Here is a 22,782-nt window from a genome sequence, read left to right as displayed (position 1 = left end):
CCTCAGAGGGCGTGGTGGGCCAGGCGCGCGGCGCGGCGCCGTTGCAGGAAGCCGATGACGGCGGTGCGCATGCGCGCCAGGAAACGGTCGCGGCCGGTCGGGTTGTGGACGATGTCGGCGCGGTAGAAGGACGGGCAGAGCACCGCGGCATGGGCGACTTCGCCGCAGTTGCCGCAGCCCACGCAGCTGCTTTCCACGTGCGCCACCGGATCTTCCTTCAAGGGGTCGCCGCTGTCCTTGACCGTCAGCGACGGACAGCCCGACAGGCGGATGCAGGCGTGGTCGCCGGTGCAGACGTCGGGGTCCACGCCGAAGCGTTCCTTTACCACCCGCTTGCCTTCCTTCACCGCCTTGTTGAACAGCGGCTTGATGCGGCGCTGCTTGTTCAGCATGCATTCCGATTGCGCGATGATGACCTTGGGACCCTTGATGTCGGTGGTCAGCGCCTCTTCGATGGTGGCGCGCACCTTGGCCACGTCATAGGTGCGGTCCAGCGTGCGCACCCACTTCACGCCCACGCCGCGCACGGCCTGGTCGATGGGGTTGTTGGTGGAGCGGTCCGGATTTTCGGCGCGCGAGGACAGGATGTCCTGCCCGCCCGTGGCCGAGGCGTAGAAGTTGTCGACGATGACGATGACGCCGTCGTACTTGTTGAACACCGCGTTGCCGATGCCCGAGGACAGTCCGTTATGCCAGAAGCCGCCGTCGCCCATGATGGAGATGGGGCGCTTGGCGGCCGGCACGTTGAAGGCCGCCGCGCTGGAGGCGCCCAGGCCGTAGCCCATGGTGGTGGCGCCCAGGTTGAACGGCGGCAGGATCGAGAACAGGTGGCAGCCGATGTCGCAGGAGATGTGGTGCTGGCCCAGCGTTTCCTGCGCCAGGGTCAGGGCCGAGAAGATCGGCCTTTCCGGACAGCCCGTACAGAAGCCCGCGGGCCGCGGCGGCACCACGGCCGCCAGGCCTTCGACGTGCTTGTGGAAGGTGATGGGCTGCTCGGCCGGACGCGCGGGCTTGGGCCGCGCCACTTCGGTGATCTGGAGCTGGCTTGCCGCGGCCTGGGCGTCGGCGGCGGCGGCGGGGTGCGTCTGCAGCGATTCCGGGCGCTGCCGCTTGAGGAATTCGCGCAGGCCGTCGCGCATGACCTGGGTGGTGTATTCGCCCGCCATCGGCAGCACGTCCTTGCCGGACAGCTTGGTGTCGATGCCGGCGCGGCGCAGCACGGCGTGCAGGTTCTGTTCGATGTAGTCCGGCTGGCCTTCTTCCAGCAGCAGCACGGCGCGCTTGCCGCGGCAGAAATCGATGACCTCGTCCTCGATCACCGGGTACGTCACGTTCATGACGTACAGCGGGATGCGGCTGTTGCCGAAATTGTCGGCCAGGCCCAGCAGTTGCAAGGCGCGGATGACGCCGTTGTAGAGGCCGCCTTGCAGGATCAGTCCGATATCGTCCTGGTCGCCGTCGAAGTGCTCGTTGAGCTTGTGCTCCTTGATGTAGCGGATGGCGGCGGGCCAGCGTTCCTTGATCTTTTCCTGCTCATGCAGGAAGGACGCAGGCGGCAGCACGATGCGGCTGGTGTCGCGCGCCGGGCTTTCCAGCGCCTGCGCCAGCGAGAAGGCGGGACGCTTGTTTTCCTTGGCGATGAAGCGGCCGTGCACGTGGCAGCCGCGGATGCGCAGCTGCAGCATCACGGGCGTCTTGCTGGCTTCGGAGAGCTCGAAGCCGTCTTCCACCGCCTTGACCATGCTTTCCAGATTGGGGCGCGGATCCAGCAGCCAGATCTGCGACTTCATGGCGAACGCGTGCGAGCGTTCCTGCATGATGGAAGAACCTTCGCCGTAGTCTTCGCCCACGATGACCAGCGAGCCGCCGGTGACGCCTCCGGAAGCCAGGTTGGCCAGCGCGTCGGACGCGACGTTGGTGCCCACGGTGGACTTCCAGGTGACCGCGCCGCGGATCGGATACATGACCGAGGCGGCCAGCGTGGCCGCCGCGGTGGCTTCGGAGGCGCTGGCCTCGAAGTGCACGCCCAGTTCCTGGAGGATGTCGTTGGCGTCGGCCAGCACGTCCATCAGATGCGAGATCGGCGAACCCTGATAGCCCGCGACGTAGCCCACGCCGGACTGCAGCAAGGCCTTGGTGACCGCAAGAATGCCTTCTCCGCGGAACTCTTCGCCCGCGCCGATGCGCAACTGCTGGACTTCTTTCTTGAAAGACCTTTCAGCCATCTGGCACTCCTTCGCGGCCCGGCCTGCGGGTCCTCAATGGTTGCTGCTTTGCAGCATCGTCACGTCAGGGAAATCTCGTCTTAAAAATACTTTAGGAGTCAACGTTTTAGCTGTCAATAAAAAAGATGAAATTTCATGGAAAACAAAAAATATCACGCTAAAACAATGACGTATATACTCGTTGTTCTCTAGTTTGCAGCGCTGTTCCGGCGCTGTAGTGGTGCAAAAACGGGTTGCGATTCCGGGTATACCCTGTGCTGCGCAACAGCATTGCGGCACATCATGGCGCGCGTTTGCGCCAGCGTGGTGCAATGCGCATTTCGTCGGGCCGCGTCGGCCCTGGTTTCCGGTGCGTGGGAGCAAAGCAACATGCGGTTGGACAAGCAGCGGGACACGGACGCGGCGGCGCACAAAGGTCGCTTCGTCGATGGCTATCTGGCCTATCTGCTGGCGCAGGCCAGCCAGCGCATTTCGGCGGAATTCCATCTCCAGGTAAAGGCGGCCGGCCTGTCGGTGACCGAATGGCGGGTGCTGGCCAGCCTGGAGGGCAGTCCCGGTGAAACCATAGGCACGCTGGCGGTGCTGGCGATTACCAAGCAGCCCACCTTGAGCAAGGTGGTGCAGCGCATGGAGGCCGAAGGGCTGGTGGCGCGCACGGGCGTGCGGGCGGACCGGCGCCAGACCCGGGTCTGCATCACGACCAAGGGCACCAACCTGATCGCCGCGCTGTGCGAACAGGCCTTGCAGCACCAGAAGGCAGTGCTCGCCCCGTTCGGCGAGGAAAGGGCCGCGATGCTGATCGACATGCTGGAAGTGCTGATGACCGAGCACGTGCCGCTGGAATTGTCGGCGCCGGACGAGGAATAGACGGGGGACAGGGGCGGGCCGCATGCCCAACACTGTTTACTTCGATTATTTTGTTACAAGCTTATGTGTCCCCTATTGGTTCTCCCTCTGTGAAAACCGTCTACGGTACGCATAAACCCTCAATTGACGGAGGTCTTGCGGCTAGGCAATATCGCGCCGGTATTCAGACTACAGTCAGGAGTTGAACCTATGCGCCGCACTTTGATTGCTATCGCGATCGCCGCCGCCGTTGCCGTGCCCACGATCGGGCAGGCCAAGACCTTCCGCTGGGCCGCCCAGGGCGACATCCTCACCTTCGATCCGCACTCGCAGAACGAAGGCATGACCATCGCCGCCAACAGCTATGTCTACGAACCGCTGGTGGACTACGACAAGTCCTTCAAGGTCAACCCGCGCCTGGCGACGGAATGGGAGCAGGTTTCGCCCACGCTGTACCGCTTCAAGCTGCGCCCCGGCGTGAAGTTCCACGACGGCGCCGCCTTTACCGCCGACGACGTGGTGTTCTCGATCCACCGCGCCATGGCGCCCACCTCGAACTACAAGGCCTACACCACCGGCATCAAGGAAGCGCGCAAGATCGACGACCTGACGGTCGAGATCGAAACCTCGGCGCCCAATCCGGTGCTGCTGCGCCAGCTGACCAACGTGTTCATCATGAACAAGGCCTGGTCGGAAAAGAACAACGTCGCCAAGCCGCAGGACTACGTCAACAAGGAAGAGACCTACGCCGCGCGCAATACCAACGGCACCGGCCCCTACAAGCTGAAGTCGCGCGAAGTGGACGTGCGCACGGTGTTCGAGGAAAACAAGGACTGGTGGAACAAGGGCGGCAAGGTCGGCAACGTGACCGAGGTCGTGTTCACGCCGATCAAGCAGAACGCCACGCGCACCGCGGCGCTGCTGTCGGGCGAAATCGACTTCGTGCTGGATCCCGCCGCCCAGGACCTGGACCGCCTGCGCCAGTCGGCCAAGGTCGTGGAAGGCAACGAGTACCGCACCATCTACCTGGGCCTGGACCAGAAGCGTCCGGAACTCCAGTACTCCAATATCAAGGGCAAGAACCCGTTCCAGGACATCCGCGTGCGCGAGGCGCTGTACCGCGCCATCGACGTGGACGCCATCAAGCGCGCCGTGATGCGCGGCCTGTCCGCGCCCACCGGCACGATGATCGCGCCGCAGGTGCACGGTTGGGCCCAGCAGCTGCAAGCGCGCGTGCCTTACGATCCGGAAAAGTCCCGCGCCCTGCTGAAGGAAGCCGGCTACGACGGCACGCTGAACTTCACGCTGGACTGCCCGAACAACCGCTACATCAACGACGAAGCCATCTGTCAGGCGGTCGTCGGCATGTGGGCCAAGGTCGGCGTCAAGGCCACCATGAACGCCATGCCGCGTTCCACCTATTTCCCCAAGGTGCAGTCGTTCGACACCAGCGCCTACCTGTTCGGCTGGGGCGTGCCCACGTTCGACGCCATGTACACGCTGCAGAACCTGATCCGCACCAAGGGCGAGGGCGCTGACGGCATGTACAACCTGGGCAACTACAGCAACAAGGAACTGGACGTCATCATCGACCGGATCAAGACGGAAACCGATCCGGCCAAGCGCGATGCCGACATCATCACCGTGCTGCAAGGGCACGCCAAGGACTTCGGCCACATCCCGCTGCACGACCAGGTCATTCCCTGGGCCATGCGCAAGAACGTCACGGTCATCCACCGTGCCGACAATCGCCTCGTTGCCGATTGGGTCAAGGTTGACTGATCCAGGCTAATCAAACGGCGCAGCCCGTCGGCCTGTTCATGGTGAACAGGCCGACGGGTTTTCGCTGTTACGCCTTTTCCGCCTATGTTTGCTTTCATACTGCGTCGCCTGTTGCAGGCCGTAGCGGTGATGCTCACCGTCGCGCTACTGGCCTTTGTGCTTTTTCAATACGTCGGCGACCCTGTCACCATCATGCTGGGGCAGGACGCCACCGATGCCGAGCGCATCGAACTACGTGAGCGCCTGGGGCTGAACGAGCCCGCCATCGTCCAATTCGGCCATTTCGTGGCCAACGCCCTGCAGGGCAATTTCGGCATATCCCTGCGCCAGAGCGAACCCGTTTCCACCCTGCTGAAATCCCGCCTGCCGGCCACGCTGGAACTGTCCATGGTGGCCGCCTTGCTGGCGCTGCTGGTGGGCGTGCCGCTGGGCGTGTACACGGCGCTCAAGCGCAACAGCCTGCTGTCCCAGCTGCTGCTGGCCGGTTCGCTGCTGGGCGTGTCGCTGCCTACCTTCCTGATCGGCATCCTGCTGATCCTGGTGTTCTCCGTGCAACTGGGCTGGCTGCCCAGCTACGGGCGGGGCGACACCGTGAGCGTGGGCTGGTGGTCCTCGGGCCTGTTCACCGCCACGGGCTGGAAGCATCTCATCCTGCCGTCCATCACCCTGTCGCTGTTCCAGATGACCCTGGTGCTGCGCCTGGTGCGTTCGGAGATGCTGGAGGTGCTGCGTTCGGACTACATCAAGTTCGCCCGCGCCCGCGGCCTGAAGCGCCGCGCCATCCACTTCGGCCACGCGCTGAAGAACACCATGGTGCCGGTCATCACCATCACCGGCCTGCAGCTGGGCGGCATCATCGCCTTTGCCATCGTCACGGAAACCGTGTTCCAGTGGCCGGGCATGGGCCTGCTGTTCATCCAGGCGGTGCAATTCGCCGACGTGCCGGTCATGGCGGCCTACCTGTGCCTGATTGCGCTGGTGTTCGTGGTGATCAACCTGATCGTCGATCTTTTGTATTTTGTCGTGGACCCGCGCCTGCGTTCCGGGCTGACCCGCGGCGGGGGGGCTCACTGATGCGCGCCGTACTCAAACGCTGGTGGGACAGCGACATCGCCTGGGCCTGGCGCCGGGCGCCCGTGGCCATCGTCGCCACCGTGATGCTGGCGCTCCTGCTGATCGGCTCCTTCGGGGCCGGTTGGGTGGCGCCGCACAACCCGTTCGACCTGACCAAGGTGGAACTGCTGGACGCCTTGCTGCCGCCCGCCTGGGAGGCCAATGGCCTGCCCACCTATCTGCTGGGCACCGACAGCCAGGGCCGCGACCTGTACTCGGCCATTCTGTACGGCACGCGCGTGTCGCTGCTGATCGGCCTGGCCTCGGTGCTGCTGTCCATGGTGATCGGCATCGTGCTGGGGCTGATCTCGGGCTACGCGGGCGGGCGCATCGACGCCTTCATCATGCGTATCGCCGATGTGCAGCTGTCGTTCCCCGCCATTCTGATCGCGCTGCTGATCGACGGCGTGGCGCGGGCGGCGGTGCCGCGCGATCTGCACGAGCTGATCGCCTTCCCGGTGCTGATCGGCGCGATCGCGCTGGCGGGCTGGCCGCAGTATGCGCGCACGGTGCGCGGCTCCACCCTGGTGGAGAAGAACCGCGAATACGTGCAGGCGGCGCGCGTGATCGGCGTGGCCTCGCCCGTCATCATGTTCCGCCACGTGTTGCCCAATGTGCTGGGTCCGGTGCTGGTGCTGGCCACGGTGCATCTGGCCACGGCCATCATCACGGAAGCCACGCTGTCGTTCCTGGGCGTAGGCGTACCGCCGACCGCGCCGTCGCTGGGCACGCTGATCCGCATCGGCAACGACTTCCTGTTTTCAGGGGAATGGTGGATCACCATCTTCCCCGGCGCGGCGTTGGTGCTGCTGGTGCTGTCGGTCAACTTGCTAGGCGACTGGCTGCGCGATGCGCTCAACCCCCGGCTGAATTGAGGTTTACATGAGCGCACTTCTAGAAGTCCGCAATCTGCGCGTGGAATTCCCCACGCGCCGCGGCACGCTGCGCGCCCTGGACGACGTGTCCTTTTCCATCCAGGCTGGCGAAGTCCTGGGCGTAGTGGGCGAATCCGGCGCCGGCAAATCCTTGACCGGCGCATCCATCATCGGCCTCCTGGAGCCGCCGGGGCGCATCGCCGCGGGCGAGATCCTGCTGGCGGGCCGCCGCATCGACAACCTCCCCGACGAGCAGATGCGCCGCGTGCGCGGCCGCGAGATCGGGGCAGTGTTCCAGGATCCGCTGACCTCGCTGAACCCGCTGTACACGGTGGGCCGGCAATTGGCGGAAACCATCGTGACGCACCTGGACTTGAGCTGGTCCCAGGCGCGCGAACGGGCGGTGGAGCTGCTGGCATCGACTGGCATTCCGGCCGCGCGGGAACGCATCGACCATTACCCGCACCAGTTTTCCGGCGGCATGCGCCAGCGCGTGGTGATCGCGCTGGCCCTGGCGGCCGAACCCAAGCTGGTGGTGGCGGACGAGCCCACGACCGCGCTGGACGTGTCGATCCAGGCGCAGATCATCGAACTGCTCAAGCGCCTGTGCCGCGAAAATGGTACGGCGGTGATGCTGATCACGCACGACATGGGCGTGATCGCCGAGACCGCCGACCGCGTCGCGGTGATGTACGCGGGCCGCGTGGCCGAGATCGGCCCGGTGGCCGACGTGATTCACAAGCCGCGCCATCCCTACACGACGGGGCTGATGGGATCGATTCCGTCGCTGGAAGGGCATTCCGAACGGCTGGTGCAGATCGACGGCAGCATGCCGCGCCTGAACGCCATTCCGCCAGGCTGCGCCTTCAATCCGCGCTGCGGCCAGCGCCTGCCGCGCTGCGGCGTGGAGCGTCCGGAGCTGATGGCGGCCGGCACGTCCCGCGCGGCCTGTTGGCTGCACGACAACAACGATAAGGTGGCCGCATGACGACGCCCTTGGTGGAAGTAAAGGACGCCGCGCGCTGGTTCGATGTGTCGCCGCCGTGGCTGGAACGCAAGCTGGCGGGCAAGCCGCGCGTGATGCTGCGCGCCGTCGATGGGGTGTCGTTCGAGATCGCGCGCGGCGAAACGCTGGCGCTGGTGGGCGAATCGGGCTGCGGCAAGTCGACCGTGGCGCGCATGCTGGTGGGGCTGTACGGTCTGACCCGCGGCGATATCCGCTTTGACGGCCAACCGCTGTCGCGCATGTCGGAGCCGGGCGGCCGCGCCTTGCGCAAGCGCCTGCAGATGATCTTCCAGGATCCCTATGCCAGCCTGAATCCGCGCTGGCGCGTGGGCCGCATCATCGCCGAACCCATGCTGACCCATACCGCCATGACGCCTGACGAGCGCAGCGCGCGCGTGGGCGAGCTGCTCAAGCAGGTGGGCCTGGACCCGGCCGACCAAGGCCGTTATCCGCACCAGTTTTCAGGCGGCCAGCGCCAGCGCATCTCGATCGCGCGGGCGTTGGCGGTGAATCCGGAATTCCTGGTGTGCGACGAGCCGACCTCGGCGCTGGACGTGTCGGTGCAGGCGCAGGTGCTGAACCTGATGAAGGATCTGCAGCGCAACCTGGGGCTGACCTATCTGTTCATTTCCCACAACCTGGCGGTGGTGCACCACGTGGCCGACCGGGTGGGGGTGATGTACCTGGGCCGCATGGTGGAGGTGGCGCCGCGCGACGAGCTGTTCGCGCGGCCGCGGCATCCGTACACGCGCATGCTGCTGGAGGCCATTCCCGACATCAATGGCGCGGGCAAGCCGCGCACCGCGGTGGCGGGCGAGGTGCCCAATCCGCTGAACCCGCCGTCGGGCTGCACCTTTCATCCGCGCTGCCCGCATGCGAACGAGCGCTGCAAGTCCGAGGCGCCGGTGGCGATGGCTGCGGGAGTGTCGGTGGTGGCCTGCCACGCCGTGCAGGAAGGGCGGATCTCGGTCTGATTCGCGGACGGCGCGGTTGCGCGGCCATGCCGGCCGCAACCCGCCGTCCGGCGCTGGCTCAGTGGCGGTGGTTGTGGTCGTGAGGATGATCGTGGCCGTGGCCGTCCGCATCATCCTCATCGTCCTCGTCCGCTTCGTCCTCGTCGTCTTCGTCGTCCTCCGCGTCCGGGTCTTCCGGCACGGGTTCTTCCGACAGGGCGAACGGCAGCACGTCTTCCAGACTGTCGGACCAGGCCGATTCTTCGCCGTCGTGGTCCAGCTTGATGAAGCGCTCGCCCTCGTTCAGCGAGATCTCGATGGCCCAGAGATAGAGGCAGTCGTAGGTGTCGTCGTCGGACTGGGGCAGGCCGCCGCGGTTGCCCAGCAGGCGGGCGCCGGCGCCGCCCAGCTGCACGTGGGTCTGGTCCTCGTCGGGCTTGGCGTTTTCATCCATGGGCACGCCATAGGTCACCCATTCGGTGCCGTCATCGCCCAGCACCACTTCGGCCAGCACGGGCTTGCCCAGGTACGCGCTCAGCGCGTCGGCGGTCTTGGCCAGCATGTCCAGTTCAGCGGCGCTGAAGTGGGTCAAGGAGGCGGGGGGAGTGGCGGAGGCAGACATGAAGGGGTTCCTGGGCGCGATGAAGCCGCGACGGCACGGCAAGATACGGGCCTGCTGGCAGACCCTGGCTACAGCCGTATTGTCTCGCGATCGGCCGCGTCTTGCATCAGGCGCTTGGATTACGCGGTTCTCCGGGGTCATGGCGCGGGTGCGCCGCCCTGGCTGCGCCTGCGCGCGTTGTCCGGCGACTCGCCGGTGAGCCGCTGGAACATGGCGATGAAGGCCGAGGGCGTGCTGTAGCCGAGCTCGCGCGCCACGGACTGGACCGGCCGGCCGGCATCCAGCATGCCCAGGGCGCTGACCACGCGCAGCCGCAGACGCCATTCATTGAACGACATGCCCAGGTGCAGCTGGCAATGGCGCAGCAGCGTGCGTTCGGTAATGCCCGCCGTGGCGGCCCAGTGCGCGGCGCCGCGCTTGTCGCCGGGACTGTGCTGCAGCGCCGACAGGATGGGCGCCAGCAAAGGATCGGAGGTGGACGGCAGGTAGCTGGCGTAAGCCCGCGCCTGGCGCGCCTGGTCGATGACGATCTGCGCCATGCGCCGGTCTTCCGGCGTATCCGGATAGCTGATGCCGCGCCGTTCGAAGTCGGCCAGGATCGCGCGCATGACCGGGCTGATCTCGAGCGTGCACGGTTCCGCGGGCAGGCCGGCGCAGGCCGCGGCCGGGATGTCGATGCAGGCGTAGTGCACCTCGCCTTCGTTCTGGCAGCAGTGCTCGACATGCGGTGGAATCCAGATGGCGTACTGCGGCGGCGACAGGTAGGTGACGCCGCGGATGCCGATTTCCATGATGCCGGAGATCGCGAAGTTCAGTTCCGCCCAGGGCGAGCTGTGGCGCTTCATGCGCGAGTTCGGCGTGAAATGCAGGATGCGGCAGGCCAGCGGATAGGGCAGGTGGCTGGCCAGGGCAGGCGCGGTATCGATGGCGGACATGTCGGAACTTCGTCTGATTTTGTCTGTTTTTCATTATATACATCAGGTCGGACAGATCCTACACTGGCCCTGTCTTATCCATCTCTGCGCATTGCCCTCATGACCCGAGTCTCCTCTCCCCATGTTCCCGCCCGTTATCTGCTTTATCCGCTGCTGGCGGCCCTGATCTGGTCGGTCAACATGATCGTCACCAAGATGGCGGCCAGCGCCATCGCGCCGGCCGCCATCGGCTTCTACCGCTGGGCCCTGGCCGGCGTGGTGCTGACGCCGTTCGTGCTGCCGGGCGTCTGGGCGCAGCGCCGCCAGATCCTGCCCCACCTGCCCAAACTGGCGGTGCTGGGGGGCTTGGGCATGGCCCTGTACCAGGGCCTGGCCTATGTGGCGGCCGCCAGCACCACCGCGACCAATATGGGCATCATCACGGCGATGATTCCGCTGATGACCATCGCGGTGGTGGCGCTGCTGCTGCGCGAACTGCCCTCGGTCATGGCCATGCTGGGCGGCCTGCTGTCGCTGGCGGGCCTGGCCCTGCTGATCGGCGAGGGCGATCCCGCCCGGCTGCTGGAAGTGGGCGCCAACCGCGGCGACCTGCTGATGGGTGTGGGCGCGTTGGCCTATGCGCTGTACGGCGTGCTGCTGCGCCGTTGGGCATTGCCGGTGGGGCCGTGGCAGTCGCTGTATGTGCAGGTGGCTTTCGGCGTGCTGTTCCAGCTGCCGGCTTTCCTGATGGCGCCGCCTTCGCCGCTCAACGGCGACAACTTGCCGCTGGTGCTGTATGCGGCGGTGTTCCCGTCGCTGTTCGCGCCCTTCCTGTGGATGCAGGGCGTCAAGCACCTGGGCCCCAACCGCGCCAGCATTTTCCTCAACCTCATGCCGGTAGCCACGGTGGCGATCGCGGCCGTGTTCCTGGATGAAAAACCCCATCTGTTCCACATCGTCGGCGGGGCGATGGCGCTGGCCGGCGTGATGCTGGCGCAGATGCGCGCCGGCGGCCGGGCGGCGCGGCCCAAGGCCGCCTGAAGGGGCGGTTCCGCGGCGTGGGCCGGCCATTTGGCGGTGGACATACGCGGGTCAGGGTTCCGGCCTACAATCGACGATTCATCAGCTATATCTCCTATATACGAGCCCATGGCCCAATACGTCTACACCATGAACCGCGTCGGCAAGATCGTGCCGCCCAAGCGGCAGATCCTGCGCGACATTTCGCTTTCGTTTTTTCCTGGCGCCAAGATCGGCGTGCTGGGCCTGAACGGCTCGGGCAAGTCGACGCTGCTGAAGATCATGGCCGGCGTCGATCGCGAAATCGAAGGCGAAGCCATTCCCATGCCGGGCCTGAACATCGGCTACCTGCCGCAGGAACCGCAGCTCAACCCCGAGCACACGGTGCGCCAGTCGGTGGAAGAGGGCCTGGGCGCCGTCGTCACGGCCAAGAAGCGCCTGGACGAGGTCTATGCCGCCTACGCCGAGCCGGACGCCGATTTCGACGCGCTGGCCGCCGAGCAGGCCGAGCTTGAAGCCATCATCGCCGCTGCCGCCTCCAGCGGCGCCGACGACATCGAGCACCAGATGGAAATCGCCGCCGACGCGCTGCGCCTGCCGCCCTGGGACGCCATCGTCGGCAAGCTCTCCGGCGGTGAAAAGCGCCGCGTCGCGCTGTGCCGCCTGCTGCTGTCCAAGCCCGACATGCTGCTGCTGGACGAGCCCACCAACCACCTGGATGCCGAGAGCGTGGAATGGCTGGAGCAGTTCCTGCACAAGTTCCCGGGCACCGTGGTCGGCGTGACCCACGATCGCTACTTCCTGGACAACGCGGCGGAATGGATCCTGGAACTGGATCGCGGCTATGGCATTCCCTGGAAGGGCAACTACAGCTCGTGGCTGGAGCAGAAGGAAGACCGCCTGAAGCAGGAAGAGGCGTCGGAATCCGCCCGCCAGAAGACCATCAAGAAGGAACTGGAGTGGGTGCGCCAGAACCCGAAGGGCCGCCAGGCCAAGGCCAAGGCGCGTCTGGCCCGCTTCGAGGAACTCTCGTCCTACGAATACCAGAAGCGCAATGAAACCCAGGAAATCTTCATTCCCGTGGGCGAGCGCCTGGGCAACGAAGTCATCGAATTCAACAACGTCAGCAAGGCCTACGGCGACCGTCTGCTGATCGACAACCTCAGCTTCAAGGTGCCGCCCGGCGCCATCGTCGGCATCATCGGCGCCAACGGCGCCGGTAAGTCCACGCTGTTCCGCATGATCGCGGGCCGCGAGCAGCCGGATTCGGGCGAGGTCAACATCGGCCAGACCGTCAAGCTGGCCTATGTCGACCAGTCGCGCGATGCGCTGGAAGACAAGAAGACCGTGTTCGACGCGGTGGCCGACGGCGCCGACCTGCTCACGGTGGGCAAGTTCGAAATGTCGTCGCGCGCCTACCTGGGCCGCTTCAACTTCAAGGGTGGCGACCAGAACAAGGTCGTGGGCCAGCTGTCGGGCGGTGAACGCGGCCGCCTGCACATGGCCAAGACGCTGATCGCCGGCGGCAACGTGCTGCTGCTGGACGAACCGTCCAACGACCTCGACGTCGAAACCCTGCGCGCGCTGGAAGACGCGTTGCTGGAGTTCCCCGGCAGCGTCATGGTCATCAGCCACGATCGCTGGTTCCTGGACCGGATCGCCACGCACATCCTGGCCTTCGAAGGCGACTCGCAAGTGGTGTTCTTCGACGGCAACTACCAGGAATATGAAGCCGACAAGAAGCGCCGCCTGGGCGAAGAGGGCGCCAAGCCCAAGCGCCTGCGCTACAAGGCCCTGAAGTAATCGGCGCCTGCAAGAATCCCGGCCTCGCGCCGGGATTTTTTTTGCCGGGGGTATGCTAGGGGCTGTTCAAGGCTTCGTTCTGTGTGAACCGGCCTTGGGGACTACTTCCTGGAGCACCGCGCAATGTTGTTGTCCGCTACCGATTCCACCCTGCTGATCGTCGACATGCAGGGGCGTCTGATGCCCGTCATCCACGACAACGAGGCGGTGCTCAACGCCGCGCACAAGCTGGCGCAGGCTGCGCGCCTGCTGGAGGTGCCGGTAGTGGCCACCGAGCACCATGCCAAGATGCTGGGGGCCACCGTGGAACCGTTGCGCGAGCAGGTCCAGAGCGCCTTCCAGAAAATGCACTTCTCTTCGGCGCTGGAGCCGGGCTTCGAGGCCTGGTTGCCGGCCGCACGCAAGACCATCCTGGTGGCGGGCTGCGAAGCGCACATCTGCGTGCTGCAAACCGTGATCGGTTTGATCGACCTGGGCTACCACGCGGTGCTGGTGGCGGATGCGGCGGGCTCGCGCAAGCCTGCCGATCATCACGCGGCGCTGCGCCGCGCGCGTGCGCATGGCGCTGAAATCGTCACGTCCGAAATGGCGATCTTTGAATGGATGCGGACTTGTGAACACCCGCGTTTCCGCGAGGTGTTACGTCTGGTCAAATAGCGGCCGACCGCTGCAACAATGTCCCTGGGGCGCGCAAAGATTAACTCGCCCTTTGACACAATTCATGGGCAAACTTCACAGCCAGGGCAAGAATATTTTGCGATCCTGAAGGTTCCAGGCCCTCATGGGCGCCGCGCGCTCGCATCCAGTTTCATGCGCGGCTCCCGGGTACGAGAATAGGAACCACAAATATGAAAATCGCATCTCTCTCCAAAATCTGTGTTGCGCTGGCGCTGACCGCCGCCATGGCTGGTTGCTCGTCCTGGGACGGCATGAGCCATCGCCAGAAGAGCACCGTCGGTGGCGCTGCCCTGGGCGGCGTGGCAGGCGCCGTGATCACCAACGGCGGCATCCTCGGAACGGTGGGCGGAGCGGCGATCGGCGGCGTCATCGGCGATCAGGTCGGCAAGCGTTAAGCGTTCACCGCCCCAAAGCAAATGCCCGGCAATGCCGGGCATTTTTTTGACCTGGGCTGTGCGCGGCGGCAAGTATGCCCCTGCGCCGCGCAGCCGCATCAGGTCTCGTTCTGAGGCATTTCGATCTTGACCTCCAGGACCTCCAGCGTGTCCTGGCGTTCCAGGTGCACCTTGATGTCCTCGGGGTTGATCTTCACGTATTTCGAAATGACGGCGATAAGCTCCTGCTGCAACTGCGGCAGGTAATCGGGCGAGTCGCCGCGGCCCCGCTCGTGGGCCAGGATGATCTGCAACCGTTCCTTGGCGACGGATGCGGAGGTCTTCTTTTGACCAAGCAGAAACGACAGGAAGGACATTGCTTACTTGCCTCCGAACAGGCGTTTCAGGAAACCGGGCTTTTCGTAGTCGGTAAAGCGCAGGGCCTTGTCTTCGCCAAGATAACGGGCCACGACGTCCTTGTAGGCTTCGGAAACGTCGGTGTCTCTGAGGTGGATGGCCGGCAGGCCCTGGTTCGACGCTTGCAGCACCGCTTCGGATTCGGGGATCACGCCGATCAGCTTGATGCGCAGGATGTCCTCGATGTCGCCCAGCGACAGCATTTCGCCGTCGACCACGCGCTTGGGGCTGTAGCGCGTCAGCAGCAGGTATTCCTTGACGGGCTCGTCGCCTTCCACGGCGCGCTTGGACTTGGCGGCCAGGATGCCCAGGATGCGGTCGGAGTCGCGCACCGACGAGACTTCCGGGTTGGTCACGACCAGTGCGTCGTCGGCGAAGTAGGCGGCCATCAGCGCGCCGGTTTCGATGCCGGCGGGCGAGTCGCAGACGATGTAGTCAAAGCCCATGCCCTTGAGGTCGTTGATGACCTTTTCCACGCCTTCCTGCGTCAGCGCGTCTTTGTCGCGCGTCTGCGAGGCGGGCAGGATGAACAGGTTTTCGAGCTGCTTGTCCTTGATGAGGGCCTGGTTGAGCGTGGCTTCGCCCTGGATCACGTTGACGAAGTCGTACACGACGCGACGTTCGCAGCCCATGATCAGGTCGAGGTTGCGCAGGCCGACATCGAAGTCGATGACAGCGGTCTTGTGGCCCCGCATCGCGAGTCCCGCAGAAAAACTGGCGCTGGTCGTGGTTTTGCCCACGCCGCCTTTGCCGGAAGTCACCACAACAATGCGTGTCATGACGATCAAACCCTTATGTTCGAATAAATCGCGTTATCGTAAAGCAAAAAGCCCTTGTAAGGCTTCTTACAGGATGTGTTGAAATTTGCGCGGGTGTCTGCGCGTGCGCCTCGGCCGCTGCTGGCGGCCAGATTCCGGATATCAAGCCTTGAGGGCTTCGATGCGCAGCGTGTCGCCGTCCAGGCGGACCAGCGCGGGCTGGTTCTGCAGCGTGCGGTCGAGCTTGTCCTCGACCACGCGGTACACGCCGGCCACGGCCAGCAGTTCAGCGTCCAGGTGGGTCGTGAAAATGCGCGCCGAAGTGTCGCCGCGCGCGCCCGCCATCGCTTTGCCGCGCAAGGGACCGTAGACATGGACGTTGCCGTCGGCGATGACTTCCGCGCCTTGGCTCACCATGCCGATCACCACCAGGTCCGTATGGCGTGCGTAGACGCGCTGGCCGGAACGCAGCGGCTTGGTGATGACCAGCGCCGACGACGAGTGCGGCGCGGCCGGGGTGGGGCTGGGGGCCGAGGTGGTGTTGCTGGCCGCGCGGGCGGGCAGCGGCTCGTCCGCGGTCTTGCCGGCGGGCGCGTCGGGCTCGGCGGCTTCGGCGGCGACTTCTGTGGGCGCGGCTGCGGTTTCGACCGCGGCGGCCGGCACCGAGGGTACCGGAGTGGAGACATCGTTGGGCGGCGCGGTGTCGATCACCGGCGCGGGCCGGGCCGCGGGCGTGGACAGTTCCACCGGCGTCAGGCCCGCCGCGCGCGCGGCTTCCAGGTTGGCGCCTTCGGCGACCACGCCGATGGGAGGCAGGTTATGGCCGCGCAATGCCGCCACCAGGGCGGTCCAATCGATTTTTTCCTCGACGCGGCTGGCGTCGATGACCACGGGTTCGTTTTCGAAGAAACTGCCGGCATCGGCCATGCGCTTGGCCAGGGCGGCGTTCAGGCGTTCAGGGTCGGCGCTGTGCAGGACCACCCGGATGGCATAGAGGGTGGCGCTTTTGAAGTCCAGGGCTAGGGATTCAGTGTTCATCTTGATTGTGGCTGGCGGTTCCGGCGCCGGGAAACGGCGCGCTCGACCGGCTGCGGGGTTCGGGGGATGATAACCCGCCCCGGGGCGGCATGCGCAGGGGGCGAGCCCAAAGAAAAAGGCGCCTTTCAGCGCCTATTTCCTGCAATGCGGACGCGGCGCGTCAGCCTTGCGCCCAGGAGTCGCGCAGGGTCACGATGCGGTTGAGCACCGGCGCCTCGGGGCTGGATTCCTTCAGGTCGGCCGTGAAGTAGCCCAGGCGTTCGAACTGCCAGGTGGCGCCCGGCGTGGCGACGGTGCCCGGCTCCAGCCAGGCCGTGACGGTCAGCTTGGAATTCGGGTTCAGGCAGGCCAGGAAGTCCTTGTCGCCGCCATCGGGACGCGCGTCGGCGAACAGGCGGTCGTACAGGTGGATCTGGGCGGGCACCGCATGGGCCGCGCTGACCCAGGTGATGTTGCCCTTGACCTTGACGCTGTCCGCGCCCGGCGTGCCGCTCTTGGTTTCCGGCAGGTATTCCGCCTGGACCTCGATGATCTCGCCGGCTTCGTTCTTGGTGAAGCCGGTGCAGCGCACCACGTAGCCGTATTTCAGGCGCACGGTATTGCCCGGGAACAGGCGGAAGTACTTCTTGGGCGCTTCTTCGCGGAAGTCGTCGCGTTCGATCCAGAGTTCGCGCGACAGCGGGAACTCGCGCACGCCGGCTTCGGGATCGTGCGGGTTGCGCGGCGCGGTGCAGATCTCGGTCTGGCCTTTCGGGTAGTTGGTGATGACCAGCTTGAGCGGATCCAGCACGGCCACCGAGCGCGGGGCGACCGGGTCCAGGTCGTCGCGCACCGCTTGTTCCAGCAGGCTGTAGTCGATGCGCGAGTCGGACTTGGACACGGCGGTGCGGTCGCAGAACAGGCGGATCGAGGAGGGCGTGTAGCCGCGCCGGCGCAGGCCGAAGATGGTCGGCATGCGGGGATCGTCCCAGCCGTCCACGTGGCCTTCGCGCACCAGCTGCAGCAGCTTGCGCTTGCTGGTGACGACGTAGCTCACGTTCAGGCGCGCGAATTCGTACTGGTGCGGCAGCGGCTGCGCCAGCTTGCCGAGTTCGGCCAGGCGCGCCAGGATCCAGTCGTAGAACGGGCGCTGGTCTTCGAATTCCAGCGTGCAGACGCTGTGCGTGATGCCTTCCAGCGCGTCTTCGACCGGGTGCGCCCAGCTGTACATCGGGTAGATGCACCACTGGTCGCCGGTGCGGTGGTGATGGGCGTGGCGCACGCGGTACATGACCGGGTCGCGCAGGTTGATGTTGGGCGACGCCATGTTGATCTTCGCGCGCAGCACCAGGCTGCCGTCCGGGTGCTTGCCGTCGCGCATTTCGCGCAGCAGCGTCAGCGATTCGGCCGCCGGGCGGTTGCGCCAGGGCGAGTCGGTGCCGGGTTCGGTCAGCGTGCCGCGGTTGGCGCGGATTTCTTCGGGGCTCTGCTCGTCGACGTAGGCGTGGCCGGCCTCGACCAGCGCTTCGGCGAACTCGTACATGTAGCCGAAGTAGTCGCTGGCGAAGTACAGGTTGTCGTTGCCGTCGGCCTTCCAGTCAAAGCCCAGCCAGTGCACGGCCTCGATGATGGCGTCGACGTATTCCTGGTCTTCCTTTTCCGGATTGGTGTCGTCAAAGCGCAGGTGGCAGACGCCGCCGAAATCGCGGGCCAGCCCGAAGTTCACGCAGATGCTCTTGGCGTGGCCGAGGTGCAGGTAGCCGTTGGGCTCCGGCGGAAAGCGCGTGCGGATGCGGGCCGAATCCAGTCCGCCTTGTTGTTGCAAGGCCGCCGGGCCAGGCTTGCCCGCCCAACGCTTGCCTGCGAAGCGCTGGGCTTCGAGGTCGTCTTGAACGATGTTGAGCAGGAAATTTGATGCGGCAGGGGTCGGCGTCGTGGCGGAGGTCATTCTTGAAAGAATAGGAAAAAGCAGCGACAAAGAGTCAATTTTGCCACGTTCCGCAGGCGAGGCCTTTTTGCTGCCGGTGCAACCGGTTTCAAACTGTCCCCACAGTCATGTAACTGGCTCTACACTACGGGCCATCATGGACATATCCACGTTATCCCTGGCCCGCACGCAGTTCGTGGCCAGCCTGAGCTTTCTGGCGTTTTTCCTGGCCTTCTCCCTGGCGCTCGCCTGGGTGCTGCTGTTCTTCAAGATCAGGGCGCGCTGGTCCGGCCAGGGCGGCTGGACAGCCGCCTACCGCTTCTGGGTGCGGATTTTCGCCTTGGCCTTCGTGCTGACGCTGGCGGCCAGCGTGCCGGTGCTGATCCAGCTGGGCAGCCTGTGGGCCGGCCTCATGGACAAGATCGGCAACGTCGCCGGGCCCTTGCTGGGCTACGCCATACTTTCGGTCTTCATTCTCAAGTCCTGTTTCCTGGGCGTCATGCTGTTCGGTCAGCGCCGCGTGTCGGATGGCGCCCATACGCTGGCCGTGCTGATGGTGGCGGTGGGGCAACTGGTGGCGGTGTTCTGGGTGCTGGCGCTGCAATCCTGGATGCAGACGCCGGATGGCGCGCTGCTGGTCGATGGACGCTACCAGGTCTATGACTGGATGGCCGTGGTGCTGAATCCCTCCGTGGGATGGCGCATGGCGGTGGTGATGGTGGGCGCGGCCCTGGCCGCCGCGTTCCTGATGATGGGCGTGACCGCGCTGCAGGCGCTGCGGCGTCCGCTGGGCGACGGCGAGCGCAACGCGTTCAAGACCGCGCTGGTGGTCGCCGTGGTGGGGGCGTTCATGCAGTTGCCGGTGGCGACCGGCGCCGGGCAGATGATCGCCAAGCTGCAGCCCGCCAAGGCCGCCGCCGCCGCGGGCTACTGGGAAAGCGGCGCAGAGCCGCAACTGGTGCTGTTCGGCTGGCCCGATGCGCGTGCCCATACCAATGTGGCCGACGTGACCCTGCGCAACATGGGCGGGATGTGGCTGCACCGTAACCAGGACGGCACCTACCGCGGCCTGGACAAGTATTCGGGCATGCTGCCGCCGGTGGCGCTGACCTTCTGGTCGCTGCGCGTGGCGGCAGGGCTGGGCTTGCTGATGCTGGCAGTGGCCTGCGTGACCTTCCTGTGGACGTTCCGGCGCGGGCTGGACCCGTCCACGCTGCCGCATTGGTGGCAGCGGGTGCTGTGCGGCATGATGTTCTCCGGCGCCATCGCCGTCGTGGCCGGGTGGTGGGTATCCATCCTGGGCTTGCAGCCGTTCGCGGTGAACGGCACCGTCACGCAGTCCGAGGTGCTGGGCATCGTGGCCTCCAGCACCGTGCTGTACGGATTGATCGGCTATGGCGTGCTGTACCTGCTGCTGCTTGCGGCGTTCGTCGGCATGCTGTTCCACGCGGCGCGCTATGGCGTCGTGCCCGTGCGCAAACTGGCTGGAGGCACGCCATGATCGCCATGCTGGCCGCCTCCCAGGGCCTCAACCCCGACGATCCCTCTTTCTGGATGCCGCTGGCCTTCATGGCCCTGCTGTTCGTGGTGATTGCCGCGGGCATGGTGCTGGACGGCTTCGACCTGGGCGTGGGCATCCTGCTGCAACTGGCGCCGGAACACGAGCGCGGCCGCATGATGAGCCTGCTGAGCCCGTGGCGCGACGCCAATGAATTCTGGCTGCTGCTGGGCATGGGCCTGTTCGCGGCGGCGTTCCCGTTCGCCTGGGGCGCGGTGCTGGGCAAGCTCTACGGACCGCTCACCTGCATGGTGCTGGGCGTGGTGCTGCGCAGCGTCTCGTTCGAGTTCCGCATCCGTGCGCGCAACGAAATGAAGCCGCGCTGGATTTTCGGCTTCTGGGCGGGGTCGCTGATCACCGCTTTCGGCCAGGGCATGCTGCTGGGCCGCATCGCCACCGGCTACCAGTCCGATGCCGGCTACGGCTGGTTCTCCATGTTCGTGGGCCTGTGCGCGGTGGCGGCCTATGTGCTGCTGGGCGCGTCCTGGCTGGTCATGCGGGTGGACGGCGATCTGCAGCGCCGCGCCGCCAACTGGGCGCGCCACGCCATCCGCTGGACGGCGGTGGGCATGGTGGCGATCGCGGTCACGCTGGGCCTGGCCAATGCGGGCATCTTCTACAAATGGAGCAACATTGCCCACCTGAGCCTGGCGGCAACGGTCTGGGTGCTGATGCTGGCGGGCTTCGTCGCCGCCGAAATGCTGCTGGCGAGGTTGCCGGGCAAGGCCGACCGTTTCAGCTGGCTGCCGTTCGTGCTGTGCGTGGCCCTGTTCCTGCTGATGCTCAGCGGCCTGGCCTACAGCCTGTTCCCCTACCTGATCCTGGACGACATGACGCTGTGGGACGGCGCGGGCGCGCTGGGCTCGATGCGCCTGGTGCTGGCCGGGGCGGTCGTGGGCATTCCGGTGGTGCTGGTGTTCAACATCCTGGCGTACCGCTCGGTGTTCGGCAAGGAACGCGCGCCGGTGCCGCTGCTGCCGCCGCCGGGCTGATCCGGCCGGGAAGTCCGGCCGGGGCTGCCGTCACAAGACCGGCCTGGCGACGCGCTGCAGGATCTCTTCGCCGTAGGCTTCCAGCTTGCGGGCGCCCACGCCGCTGATGTGGCTCAGCTCGTCCATGGATTCGGGCTGGGCCAGCGCGATCTCACGCAGCGTGGCGTCGTGGAAGATGACATAGGCCGGCACGCCATGGCTCTTGGCCACTTCGCCGCGCCAGGCGCGCAGAGCCTCGAATACGGGCTGCAGTTCGGCCGGCAGGTCAATCGCCGCCGCCTTGGGGCGGCCGCTGCCGCTCTTGCCCGAGCGCGGCTTCTTTTCGGATTCGCGGCGCAGCATCAATTGGCGCTCGCCCTTGAGCACGGCGCGGCTGCCTTCGGTCAGGGCCAGGGTGCCGTAGCCTTCGTGGTCCACCGTCAGCAGGCCTTGCGCCAGCAACTGGCGCAGCACGCCGCGCCAGGCGGTATCGCTCAGGTCCGCGCCCACGCCGAATACGCTCAGCGTTTCGTGGCCGTGCTGCTTGGTGCGGTCCGTGACCTTGCCGCGCAGGATGTCGATGATGTGGCCGGCGCCATAGCGCTGGCCGCGCTCCTTCCACAGGCGGTAGACGGCGGACAGCACCTTCTGCGCCGCAACCGTGCCGTCCCAGGCCTGGGGCGGTTCCAGGCAGACGTCGCAATTGCCGCAGGCGGTGATCTGCTGGCCGAAGTAGGCCAGCAGACGCACGCGCCGGCATTCCACGGTTTCACAGAGCCCCAGCATGGCGTCCAGCTGCTGGCCCAGGCGGCGGCGGTAGGACTCTTCGCCCGGCGATTCGTCGATCATGCGGCGCTGCTGCACCACGTCCTGCAGGCCGTAGGCCAGCCAGGCCGTGGCCGGCAGTCCATCGCGGCCGGCGCGGCCGGTTTCCTGGTAATAGCCTTCCACCGACTTGGGCAGGTCGATGTGCGCCACGAAGCGCACGTCGGGCTTGTCGATGCCCATGCCGAAGGCGATGGTGGCCACCATGACCACGGCGTCCTCGCGCAGGAAGCGCGCCTGGTTGGCGGCGCGCACCTGCGCGCTGAGGCCGGCGTGATAGGGCATGGCGTCGATGCCCTGGTTGCACAGGAACTCCGCGGTCTCTTCCACGCGGGCCCGCGACAGGCAATAGACCACGCCGGATTCGCCTTCATGATCGGTCTGGATCATTTCCAGCAATTGCTTGCGCACCTCGTTTTTTTCGATGATGCGGTAGCGGATGTTGGGGCGGTCGAAGCTGGAAACGAAGTGGCGCGCATCGTCCAGCGACAGGCGCTGGGCGATTTCGCTGCGGGTGTCGGCGGTGGCGGTCGCGGTGAGCGCGATGCGCGGCACGTCCGGCCAGCGCTCGTGCAGCATCGACAGGCCCAGGTATTCCGGGCGGAAGTCGTGGCCCCACTGGGACACGCAGTGGGCCTCGTCGATGGCGAACAGCGCGATGCGGCCGCGTTCCAGCAATTGCAGGCAGCGGTCGGTCAGCAGGCGCTCGGGCGCCACGTACAGCAGATCCAGCTCGCCGGCCAGGAAGGCCTGCTCGACGTCGCGGGCCACCCGCCACTCCTGGGTGGAGTTGAGGAAGGCTGCGCGCACGCCCAGTTCGGTCAGGGCGTCGACCTGGTCCTGCATCAGCGCGATCAGGGGCGACACGACGATGCCGGTGCCTTCGCGGACCAGGGACGGAATCTGGTAACAGAGCGATTTGCCGCCGCCCGTGGGCATGAGGACCAGCGCGTCGCCGCCGTCGATCACCTGTTCGACAATGGCTTGCTGGTCGCCGCGGAAGGATTCGTAACCGAAAACGCGCTGCAACACGCCGAGGGCGCGCGCGTCAGACATGGGGGTAGGCCGGGAGCATCATGGCAGGGATTTTAAGCCGCA

20 protein-coding genes are annotated in these 22,782 nt (G+C 65.9%); 12 read left to right on the top strand and 8 right to left on the bottom strand.

What is annotated here, in order from left to right:
• Nucleotides 1–2: 2 nt before the first annotated feature.
• On the bottom strand, nucleotides 3–2,225 hold the full coding sequence (locus IAG39_RS26355) for an indolepyruvate ferredoxin oxidoreductase subunit alpha (protein WP_059371602.1): 2,223 nt from the start codon (nucleotides 2,223–2,225) through the stop codon (nucleotides 3–5).
• Nucleotides 2,226–2,594: 369 nt separating this feature from the next.
• On the opposite strand from IAG39_RS26355, the gene IAG39_RS26350 reads away from it, so the two are divergent.
• The 6 genes from IAG39_RS26350 to IAG39_RS26325 all read left to right on the top strand — a co-directional run bounded on the left by IAG39_RS26350 (nucleotide 2,595) and on the right by IAG39_RS26325 (nucleotide 8,821).
• Nucleotides 2,595–3,092: a MarR family winged helix-turn-helix transcriptional regulator gene (locus IAG39_RS26350; RefSeq protein WP_118932370.1), complete on the top strand. Its 498-nt coding sequence runs from the start codon at nucleotides 2,595–2,597 to the stop codon at nucleotides 3,090–3,092.
• 189 nt (nucleotides 3,093–3,281) lie between these two features.
• Nucleotides 3,282–4,853, top strand: coding sequence for an ABC transporter substrate-binding protein (locus IAG39_RS26345; protein WP_059371603.1), 1,572 nt, complete (start codon nucleotides 3,282–3,284; stop codon nucleotides 4,851–4,853).
• Between the two features lie 84 nt (nucleotides 4,854–4,937).
• Complete coding sequence (locus IAG39_RS26340) at nucleotides 4,938–5,927, top strand: ABC transporter permease (RefSeq protein WP_059371604.1); 990 nt, start codon at nucleotides 4,938–4,940, stop codon at nucleotides 5,925–5,927.
• The gene (locus tag IAG39_RS26335) at nucleotides 5,927–6,841 is read left to right on the top strand and encodes an ABC transporter permease (protein ID WP_059371605.1); all 915 of its coding nucleotides are present in this window, start codon (nucleotides 5,927–5,929) and stop codon (nucleotides 6,839–6,841) included. The genes IAG39_RS26340 and IAG39_RS26335 overlap by 1 nt, the downstream gene beginning before the upstream one ends.
• A gap of 7 nt (nucleotides 6,842–6,848) precedes the next feature.
• On the top strand, nucleotides 6,849–7,829 hold the full coding sequence (locus tag IAG39_RS26330; protein ID WP_059371606.1) for an ABC transporter ATP-binding protein: 981 nt from the start codon (nucleotides 6,849–6,851) through the stop codon (nucleotides 7,827–7,829).
• Nucleotides 7,826–8,821 (top strand): ABC transporter ATP-binding protein, encoded by a 996-nt coding sequence (locus tag IAG39_RS26325; protein WP_118932369.1) that lies wholly within the window; start codon nucleotides 7,826–7,828, stop codon nucleotides 8,819–8,821. Before IAG39_RS26330 ends, IAG39_RS26325 begins: the two co-directional genes overlap by 4 nt.
• Before the next feature lie 58 nt (nucleotides 8,822–8,879).
• Here the strand turns inward: IAG39_RS26325 and IAG39_RS26320 are convergent, their stop codons facing one another.
• Both IAG39_RS26320 and IAG39_RS26315 read right to left on the bottom strand, forming a co-directional pair.
• Entirely contained in the window at nucleotides 8,880–9,422 is a 543-nt protein-coding gene (locus IAG39_RS26320; RefSeq protein WP_059371608.1) for a hypothetical protein, read from the bottom strand.
• 137 nt (nucleotides 9,423–9,559) lie between these two features.
• Nucleotides 9,560–10,357 carry an AraC family transcriptional regulator gene (locus IAG39_RS26315; protein ID WP_118932368.1) on the bottom strand — a complete coding sequence of 266 codons (798 nt, stop codon included), beginning with the start codon at nucleotides 10,355–10,357 and terminating at the stop codon, nucleotides 9,560–9,562.
• Between the two features lie 99 nt (nucleotides 10,358–10,456).
• Between IAG39_RS26315 and IAG39_RS26310 the strand changes: the two genes are divergently transcribed.
• From IAG39_RS26310 to IAG39_RS26295, 4 genes are all read left to right on the top strand, one after another.
• Entirely contained in the window at nucleotides 10,457–11,377 is a 921-nt protein-coding gene (locus IAG39_RS26310) for a DMT family transporter (protein WP_118932367.1), read from the top strand.
• 108 nt (nucleotides 11,378–11,485) lie between these two features.
• Nucleotides 11,486–13,159: an energy-dependent translational throttle protein EttA gene (gene ettA, locus IAG39_RS26305; protein WP_059371610.1), complete on the top strand. Its 1,674-nt coding sequence runs from the start codon at nucleotides 11,486–11,488 to the stop codon at nucleotides 13,157–13,159.
• Nucleotides 13,160–13,282: 123 nt separating this feature from the next.
• Nucleotides 13,283–13,816 carry an isochorismatase family protein gene (locus IAG39_RS26300; RefSeq protein WP_118932366.1) on the top strand — a complete coding sequence of 178 codons (534 nt, stop codon included), beginning with the start codon at nucleotides 13,283–13,285 and terminating at the stop codon, nucleotides 13,814–13,816.
• Nucleotides 13,817–14,007: 191 nt separating this feature from the next.
• Entirely contained in the window at nucleotides 14,008–14,232 is a 225-nt protein-coding gene (locus IAG39_RS26295) for a glycine zipper 2TM domain-containing protein (RefSeq protein WP_059371612.1), read from the top strand.
• Nucleotides 14,233–14,330: 98 nt separating this feature from the next.
• On the opposite strand, the gene minE is transcribed toward IAG39_RS26295, so the two are convergent.
• The 4 genes from minE to IAG39_RS26275 form a co-directional block, all read right to left on the bottom strand.
• Nucleotides 14,331–14,588, bottom strand: coding sequence for a cell division topological specificity factor MinE (gene minE, locus IAG39_RS26290; RefSeq protein WP_006217654.1), 258 nt, complete (start codon nucleotides 14,586–14,588; stop codon nucleotides 14,331–14,333).
• A 3-nt stretch (nucleotides 14,589–14,591) separates the two neighbouring features.
• A complete protein-coding gene (minD, locus tag IAG39_RS26285) occupies nucleotides 14,592–15,407 on the bottom strand; it encodes a septum site-determining protein MinD (RefSeq protein ID WP_041652327.1) in 816 nt (271 codons plus the stop codon).
• Between the two features lie 141 nt (nucleotides 15,408–15,548).
• Complete coding sequence (minC, locus tag IAG39_RS26280) at nucleotides 15,549–16,424, bottom strand: septum site-determining protein MinC (RefSeq protein WP_118932365.1); 876 nt, start codon at nucleotides 16,422–16,424, stop codon at nucleotides 15,549–15,551.
• 160 nt (nucleotides 16,425–16,584) lie between these two features.
• Nucleotides 16,585–18,351, bottom strand: a complete 1,767-nt coding sequence (locus tag IAG39_RS26275; protein ID WP_118932364.1) for a glutamine--tRNA ligase/YqeY domain fusion protein — start codon at nucleotides 18,349–18,351, stop codon at nucleotides 16,585–16,587.
• A gap of 136 nt (nucleotides 18,352–18,487) precedes the next feature.
• Between IAG39_RS26275 and IAG39_RS26270 the strand changes: the two genes are divergently transcribed.
• A complete protein-coding gene (locus tag IAG39_RS26270) occupies nucleotides 18,488–19,831 on the top strand; it encodes a cytochrome ubiquinol oxidase subunit I (RefSeq protein WP_059371615.1) in 1,344 nt (447 codons plus the stop codon).
• Nucleotides 19,828–20,880: a cytochrome d ubiquinol oxidase subunit II gene (locus IAG39_RS26265; protein WP_059371616.1), complete on the top strand. Its 1,053-nt coding sequence runs from the start codon at nucleotides 19,828–19,830 to the stop codon at nucleotides 20,878–20,880. The genes IAG39_RS26270 and IAG39_RS26265 overlap by 4 nt, the downstream gene beginning before the upstream one ends.
• A 30-nt stretch (nucleotides 20,881–20,910) precedes the next feature.
• On the opposite strand, the gene recQ is transcribed toward IAG39_RS26265, so the two are convergent.
• Nucleotides 20,911–22,740, bottom strand: coding sequence for a DNA helicase RecQ (recQ, locus tag IAG39_RS26260; RefSeq protein WP_118932363.1), 1,830 nt, complete (start codon nucleotides 22,738–22,740; stop codon nucleotides 20,911–20,913).
• Between the last annotated feature and the right edge of the window lie 42 nt (nucleotides 22,741–22,782).

The sequence above is a fragment of the Achromobacter xylosoxidans genome, from assembly GCF_014490035.1.
GTDB classification, from domain to species: domain Bacteria; phylum Pseudomonadota; class Gammaproteobacteria; order Burkholderiales; family Burkholderiaceae_B; genus Achromobacter; species Achromobacter bronchisepticus_A.
Note: the sequence above shows the minus strand (reverse complement) of the source record. Positions and strands in the feature narration are given on the sequence as shown.

Bases quoted from the DNA above. Each gene is read 5' to 3' on its own strand.
- IAG39_RS26355 (WP_059371602.1), bottom strand. From the start codon at position 2,225: ATGGCTGAAAGGTCTTTCAAGAAAGAAGTCCAGCAGTTGCGCATCGGC.
- IAG39_RS26350 (WP_118932370.1), top strand. From the start codon at position 2,595: ATGCGGTTGGACAAGCAGCGGGACACGGACGCGGCGGCGCACAAAGGT.
- IAG39_RS26345 (WP_059371603.1), top strand. From the start codon at position 3,282: ATGCGCCGCACTTTGATTGCTATCGCGATCGCCGCCGCCGTTGCCGTG.
- IAG39_RS26340 (WP_059371604.1), top strand. From the start codon at position 4,938: ATGTTTGCTTTCATACTGCGTCGCCTGTTGCAGGCCGTAGCGGTGATG.
- IAG39_RS26335 (WP_059371605.1), top strand. From the start codon at position 5,927: ATGCGCGCCGTACTCAAACGCTGGTGGGACAGCGACATCGCCTGGGCC.
- IAG39_RS26330 (WP_059371606.1), top strand. From the start codon at position 6,849: ATGAGCGCACTTCTAGAAGTCCGCAATCTGCGCGTGGAATTCCCCACG.
- IAG39_RS26325 (WP_118932369.1), top strand. From the start codon at position 7,826: ATGACGACGCCCTTGGTGGAAGTAAAGGACGCCGCGCGCTGGTTCGAT.
- IAG39_RS26320 (WP_059371608.1), bottom strand. From the start codon at position 9,422: ATGTCTGCCTCCGCCACTCCCCCCGCCTCCTTGACCCACTTCAGCGCC.
- IAG39_RS26315 (WP_118932368.1), bottom strand. From the start codon at position 10,357: ATGTCCGCCATCGATACCGCGCCTGCCCTGGCCAGCCACCTGCCCTAT.
- IAG39_RS26310 (WP_118932367.1), top strand. From the start codon at position 10,457: ATGACCCGAGTCTCCTCTCCCCATGTTCCCGCCCGTTATCTGCTTTAT.
- ettA (WP_059371610.1), top strand. From the start codon at position 11,486: ATGGCCCAATACGTCTACACCATGAACCGCGTCGGCAAGATCGTGCCG.
- IAG39_RS26300 (WP_118932366.1), top strand. From the start codon at position 13,283: ATGTTGTTGTCCGCTACCGATTCCACCCTGCTGATCGTCGACATGCAG.
- IAG39_RS26295 (WP_059371612.1), top strand. From the start codon at position 14,008: ATGAAAATCGCATCTCTCTCCAAAATCTGTGTTGCGCTGGCGCTGACC.
- minE (WP_006217654.1), bottom strand. From the start codon at position 14,588: ATGTCCTTCCTGTCGTTTCTGCTTGGTCAAAAGAAGACCTCCGCATCC.
- minD (WP_041652327.1), bottom strand. From the start codon at position 15,407: ATGACACGCATTGTTGTGGTGACTTCCGGCAAAGGCGGCGTGGGCAAA.
- minC (WP_118932365.1), bottom strand. From the start codon at position 16,424: ATGAACACTGAATCCCTAGCCCTGGACTTCAAAAGCGCCACCCTCTAT.
- IAG39_RS26275 (WP_118932364.1), bottom strand. From the start codon at position 18,351: ATGACCTCCGCCACGACGCCGACCCCTGCCGCATCAAATTTCCTGCTC.
- IAG39_RS26270 (WP_059371615.1), top strand. From the start codon at position 18,488: ATGGACATATCCACGTTATCCCTGGCCCGCACGCAGTTCGTGGCCAGC.
- IAG39_RS26265 (WP_059371616.1), top strand. From the start codon at position 19,828: ATGATCGCCATGCTGGCCGCCTCCCAGGGCCTCAACCCCGACGATCCC.
- recQ (WP_118932363.1), bottom strand. From the start codon at position 22,740: ATGTCTGACGCGCGCGCCCTCGGCGTGTTGCAGCGCGTTTTCGGTTAC.